Annotated in this window: 6 protein-coding genes and 1 pseudogene; 3 read left to right on the top strand and 4 right to left on the bottom strand. The window is 39.9% G+C overall.

Annotated elements, in window-relative coordinates; translation table 11 throughout:
• Window positions 1-147 precede the first annotated feature (147 nt).
• The gene (locus tag O9332_RS20780) at window positions 148-984 is read right to left on the bottom strand and encodes an FHA domain-containing protein (protein WP_288027210.1); all 837 of its coding nucleotides are present in this window, start codon (window positions 982-984) and stop codon (window positions 148-150) included.
• A gap of 96 nt (window positions 985-1,080) precedes the next feature.
• Between O9332_RS20780 and O9332_RS20785 the strand changes: the two genes are divergently transcribed.
• Genes O9332_RS20785 through O9332_RS20795 form a run of 3 tightly spaced genes read left to right on the top strand, consistent with a single transcriptional unit; the run spans window position 1,081 to window position 3,988 of the window.
• The gene (locus O9332_RS20785) at window positions 1,081-2,454 is read left to right on the top strand and encodes a serine/threonine-protein kinase (protein WP_002760584.1); all 1,374 of its coding nucleotides are present in this window, start codon (window positions 1,081-1,083) and stop codon (window positions 2,452-2,454) included.
• Between the two features lie 26 nt (window positions 2,455-2,480).
• Entirely contained in the window at window positions 2,481-3,212 is a 732-nt protein-coding gene (locus tag O9332_RS20790; protein ID WP_002760585.1) for an ARC6/PARC6 family protein, read from the top strand.
• The gene (locus O9332_RS20795; protein ID WP_002760587.1) at window positions 3,212-3,988 is read left to right on the top strand and encodes a M15 family metallopeptidase; all 777 of its coding nucleotides are present in this window, start codon (window positions 3,212-3,214) and stop codon (window positions 3,986-3,988) included. Before O9332_RS20790 ends, O9332_RS20795 begins: the two co-directional genes overlap by 1 nt.
• A 453-nt stretch (window positions 3,989-4,441) precedes the next feature.
• On the opposite strand, the gene O9332_RS20800 is transcribed toward O9332_RS20795, so the two are convergent.
• The 3 genes and pseudogenes from O9332_RS20800 to O9332_RS28175 form a co-directional block, all read right to left on the bottom strand.
• Window positions 4,442-4,927 carry a PIN domain-containing protein gene (locus O9332_RS20800; RefSeq protein WP_002760588.1) on the bottom strand — a complete coding sequence of 162 codons (486 nt, stop codon included), beginning with the start codon at window positions 4,925-4,927 and terminating at the stop codon, window positions 4,442-4,444.
• Entirely contained in the window at window positions 4,924-5,199 is a 276-nt protein-coding gene (locus tag O9332_RS20805) for a UPF0175 family protein (RefSeq protein WP_002760590.1), read from the bottom strand. Before O9332_RS20805 ends, O9332_RS20800 begins: the two co-directional genes overlap by 4 nt.
• 160 nt (window positions 5,200-5,359) lie before the next feature.
• A pseudogene (locus O9332_RS28175) lies at window positions 5,360-5,525 on the bottom strand (RNA-guided endonuclease TnpB family protein); the annotation flags it as partial.

Here is a 5,525-nt window from a genome sequence, read left to right on the forward strand (position 1 = left end):
GGCTCTTCGGTTTGTGTTATGCAATGGAGGGGGGTTATAAGGGATGGAACCCTTATATAGAAAGGCATTTAGCGATTTTTGTCAATTGTTTTTTATCTAGAGCGAACTAATCAATTAAGTCTCTTGCCAGATAAGGATTTAGTCGATTTATGCCCCCCTATCGAACCATAACAAGTAACGAAGAGCCGATCCGGCAAAGGTAATAATGTTTTGTAAGTGTGTAGTTTTGACAATTGAATTCTTCAACAAGTTGACTGCGTTTTTAAAAAATTTCGGTAGCCATTTAGGATAATAATAAGGATCTTCATACTTCTTTCTCAGAAAACGACGAGCCATGAACCAGCGAAGATAAATAGATTCAAAAGCTATAAGAAAGCTAGGAAAAAATCCCACAATTAGCCAAGCCATTAAATCGAATTTCGCTTGAGGAGCTAGAATAAGCAAATATTCAAGTAAAAATATTATCAAAGCCAGACTAGCAAATGTTAATGAAATGACTACTGATTGAGCAGCGTGAGTAGTTACCTGGTCTAAATCTAAGCTAGGGTCTTCTGGAGTAGTAGCCTTGTAGGGATCGCTGCGTAACTGATTGAGTATTTCTAACGCTTGGGTTAAACCTTCTAGATAGACATAGCCCGATAGTAAGCGAGTAGGAGCAATAAGAGCATCCGGTTTTCTTGATGGTATAGGACTAGAATCTAGTCTGGCTACAATAACCATCCCTCCACCGAAGCTGATTCGAGCCTCCTCTTCAATCGGAATTCGCTCTTGGTTGAGGCGCACTTTGTTGAGCAAAGCACCATTCAAACTACCTAAGTCCCTGACGTACCACAGAGAGTCGTAGCTCAGTTCTAGGTTAACGTCAGAGGCAAAATTAACATAGGGAAGGAACACGTCACAGTCGTGACGATTGCCAACTTGGTAGCTGCGTCCGTTTTCAGCTTCGAGTGTCCAAGTATGACCCGTTTGCTCTAGCGCAAGCATTAAGTTCCCCATTTTGAGCGATCAGATTTTAACGACTAAGATAGTATAGATTATACTGCAAAAATCTCTATTTAGCCTCTGAAGGGATAATCAGCAATGTTAAGTAATGTAACAAATCAGGACGATCTGCAACCAGGCTTAGTATTAGATCATCGGTACGTCATCAGGACAGTTATTGACCCTGGCCAGTTTGTGCAAGTTTACTTAGTCGAAGACTTACGCTATCAGAAAGACTGCCTTCTAACCGAATTTATCTTTAGAAATGCAGGAGAAAGAGAAATCGTAGAAACAGAACTTGAAGAGAAGTTTGATAGCATCAATCAAGGTCAATTTGGAGGGATTACCGCACCTAAAGAACTTTTTGGTGAGGGGGGAAGACTCTTGATTTTGCAGAAGACTTTCGAGGGAACTCCGACCCAAGAATTGCATCGATCGCTACTTCCTTTGAATGAGTATGCAGTGGTTCAGTTACTCAATCAAGTTTTGCCTGCTCTCAGGGATAGAGGAGTAACAAATCTTCAAAATGATTTGCACGATCTGGCGCTGACTGCACTGATACTGCTAACGGGACAATATTGGTACGATAGTGAGAGTAATAGTTGGAATTGGACTCAATCTAAGCAAATTAGCGATCAGCGGAAAGATGTCCTGACACGAATGTTAGGTTCTGGGCAAAGATTCAATAATGTAGAAGAAGTTTTGTCAGCATTGAATGCTGTTTTTATTCCTGTTAAATGCCCTGATTTTTCTATACCGCGTTATTTGTATGGAGCCGCTTTAAGTACTGTTATTGGTATTTCATTAATTGTAATAGCTGTAAGAGTATTATGGATTTCTTCACAGCCGAAGAATAAAGATGTTTCTCCTTCGCCTCCTAATGTCCTCCAATGCCCTGAAGGATCAGATTTTGTGGCAATCGCCTGCGGTGTTGAAGTCACAGATATTGATTCCTTTAATTTCGAGCAAGGTAAATTAACAGTTAAGTTAAAAGGAAAAGCGACTGCTAATGATCGCCTGTTCATTTCTGAGCAACTTATTAGTGCTAATAAGAGTGGAGCTAATAATAATAACTCCACCAGTAATGATGTTTTGGTTGACAATCAAGTCATCGGTAACTTTACGGGGGGAATAGGAACACAACCATTAGAAATAACCTTCAACAAAAATGCTAATGCTGAGAAAGTCAGAATTCTCTTGAGTAATATTCTTTATAAGAATATTTCCGAGACTCCACAACCAGGAGAGCGCATCGTAGAATTTAAGATTACTGATGGGGATGGAGGAACTAGCAAAGTCCTCACTCAGATCATCAGCGTTAACAAAGTTAACAGTGTTCCGCTCCTCACTGTTCCTAAAACTAAAACAGTTAAGGAAGATGGCCAGATAATCATCACAGGAATTAGCGTTAAAGATGATGATGCTGGTGACAACAATATTACGGTTACTCTCCAACAAATAATGGCTCTATAACAGTCAAAGATAATGTCAATAATGGATTGACTTGGAGAGATATTAGGGAAGATAAACTAGGAGTAATTATTCTGAATGGTACTGTCAGTCAAATTAACAATACTCTCAAAGATAAACAGGCGCTTATTTATCAGACTCAGACTGATTTCAATGGAATTGATACTCTTACTGTAACTGTCAATGATAACGGGAAACAAGTTAGTAATCTGGAAGCAATTATTTATCCTCCTGGTGCTTTAAATTCCCAGACTGACAGTAAGGTTATTAATATTAATATCGAGCCGCTTAATGATAATCCACAACTCAGTCGTTCTCAACTTGGTTCAAGTCCAAATAAGCCACCTGATCAAGGGAGTTTACAACCCAATACTCAACGTCTGACTAAACAACAAGCAGTCAATGTTGTTGAATCTTGGTTAAAGGTTAAAGCACAAGCTTTTGGCAATACATATAATGAGCAAGTTGTTTATCAATACACAACAGACAGTTATAGAGACAAGCAGTTAGGCAAAGTTGGATGGCTGCGTCGAAATAATGCTTATGAAATTTGGGTAACACCATCAGTTGAGCCTTTGGGAGATGTATTAGATCGAGGAAACGAAGTGGTGATTAATATCCAAGCTAGGGAATCCGTTACACGTTATCAAGGAGGCGTTTTAGACCCTAATTATACTCGTTCTCTCTCTGGAACATATAGGTTCACTTTGCAGTTAGATGATGGCATTTGGAAAGTAGCTAATAGTGAGGAAATAAATTAATGAAAAAATTAATTGTTGCTCTACCTATCATCCTAATCGTTATAGGTATCGCCCTAAATAGCTATGCAGTCCTGCACTTCTTCAGCCAGAAAACACCTCAATTAATTTCTACTCCCCAGACACGACCAATAACGTCTTCTCAATCGCCAACTCCCATTCTCCCATCGCCACCAACAATAATTAATTCTCCCACATCTCTAGTCAATCCGTCACCAAAAATACCCATTCAGATAGCAGTCAATCAAACCAAATTGGGACATTTGCCCTATCAAGAAGGTGACTCCCAACAAATGATGATTATTGCCAGCTACGCTCAGGATGAGTATCAAAGATTTGAAAGGATTGCACCAGAAACAGCCTTAGCCTTAATGAAGTTGATCTATGCAGCTAGAGAGGATCGAGTATGGATTATTCCTGTCTCTGGTTTTCGTACTATTGCCCACCAGGATCAACTCTGGCAATCTCAAATTCAGCGCCAAGGTTCACCGGAAGCTGCAGCCAAAATCAGCGCACCACCCGGTTATAGTGAACATCATACAGGATACGCCCTTGATTTAACCGATGGGAATCTGAAGGCTAGAGATGATATTACCTACAAATTTGCTGAAACTGATGCTTTTAAATGGTTAACCCTTCATGCTAAGGAATTTGGCTTTGAACTATCATTTCCGAAAAACAATTCCCAAGGTGTTAGTTATGAACCTTGGCACTGGCGTTTTGTCGGTTCAGCAACAGCTCAAGAAATTTTTAGAGTAGCAAAGACACAAAGACAATGATTATACACTTGGAAGTTTTATAACGGTTAAATCCACCGGGGTTATACCTAGACTTCCCCATTGACAAAAAGCCATAACCTATGCTGTAGGAGGGATTAAGAGAATTTCCAGCCCTCCGTTACCGGTTACAAATCGGGGAACCCCCAATAAATCTAATGCCTCACAAACTACTCGTCAATAACCAATCAGTTTATACCTCATCTTTTTGAGAAAGTCTCTCAATTTTACCTCACCTCAACCGTGGCACTGGCATCATTGCCGAACACATCCACTAACTGGACAGCGATCGCTCGTTGCCCGAATCCCTAACAGCTGCATTCGGAGCAGTATTGATCGCCGGTTCGACCGGGAAAAAATCCCTAGGGGATGCGATCGATAGAATAAGGGGAAGCGAAATCTAAGTTAGCTTTCCCGTCACATTTTGCTCTTCTGGTTTGTGTGTGGAATTAATTTCTAGCTTTCTTCAGCCATTCCTAATATTTCTTGATAAAGAATTGGGCTAATTCTTTTACCTTGACTCAAAAACTGCTCTAAAATGGGTTTAACTTCAATAATAATTCCTTTCTTCTTGGCGATTAATAAAAGTCCAATTGTTCCAGTTACGGGCAAATTTCTAGACTGAGCGACTTTTCTTCCTAATTTTTCGTCTATTAAGACTCGATTCGCTTTTAATTCTTCTGCCAAGATAATTGTAGCCGCTTCCCCCAAATCTAGTTTAAACTGAATTTGCAATTGTAATAATTGAGCGGGAGATTGAAGGGTAAATACCTCAATCCACTGAGCAGCAGGAACAACCGAAGCAGCCCGATGATTTCCTGTGGTGACTTCATTATAAACTTCTTGGGGAATAATAATTTTGCCAAAGAGTTTTTGGAGTAAGTTAAGTTGACCAACTTTAGCTAACTCACTTAAAGGAGTGGTATTAGAGACAATAATCACGGGGGAAAATCTTCTAATAGTTGCAGGGTTTCTGTAACCTCTTGTTCTAACTCTTCTCGATTTTGGTCGGGGAAGATGGCAACCCCATATTGACCCATAAGTTCGAGAACTTCTAAACGAGAGACTCCCAATAGCCTGCCAGCTATCCCACTACTAATTTCTCCATATTTTAACAAAGTCATGATATATGCTATCTTAGCCTGTTCCTCTGCTTGTGAATGGAGGGATTCCGAGATATTAATAGGCCAATCAAATCGTATTGTTATGGTCATACCTTGGGATTATGCAAAAGTTTTTGGCTCTTTTAACTGCCAGATACTAACATTTTACAACAGATTTACGCCCGTAGGTTGATTTGATCTATCATTTTTCTAGATTGACACTCCCGTCGCGCTTATGCGAGGGATTCTTGGTTCACTGACTCAAGTTGTCTTAGCAGGTATTGCTACCAACCAAGATAGAGCTTAAATCTCCCCAAGCGTTTAGGTCTAACGACCAGCTTCCGATATGCCCTATCGTAGCTTTTTTGAGTATATTTAATGCCGCCATTTTGTCTCTATCTTCCACATATCCGCAGGAACAAACATGAGTTCTAACT

Origin of the sequence: Microcystis sp. LE19-10.1B, from assembly GCF_027530565.1 — a bacterium.
Lineage (GTDB): Bacteria > Cyanobacteriota > Cyanobacteriia > Cyanobacteriales > Microcystaceae > Microcystis > Microcystis aeruginosa.

Excerpts from the sequence above, each read along its gene's own strand:
- O9332_RS20795 (WP_002760587.1), top strand. The coding sequence starts at position 3,212 with ATGAAAAAATTAATTGTTGCTCTACCTATCATCCTAATCGTTATAGGT.
- O9332_RS20785 (WP_002760584.1), top strand. The coding sequence starts at position 1,081 with ATGTTAAGTAATGTAACAAATCAGGACGATCTGCAACCAGGCTTAGTA.
- O9332_RS20780 (WP_288027210.1), bottom strand. The coding sequence starts at position 984 with ATGCTTGCGCTAGAGCAAACGGGTCATACTTGGACACTCGAAGCTGAA.
- O9332_RS20805 (WP_002760590.1), bottom strand. The coding sequence starts at position 5,199 with ATGACCATAACAATACGATTTGATTGGCCTATTAATATCTCGGAATCC.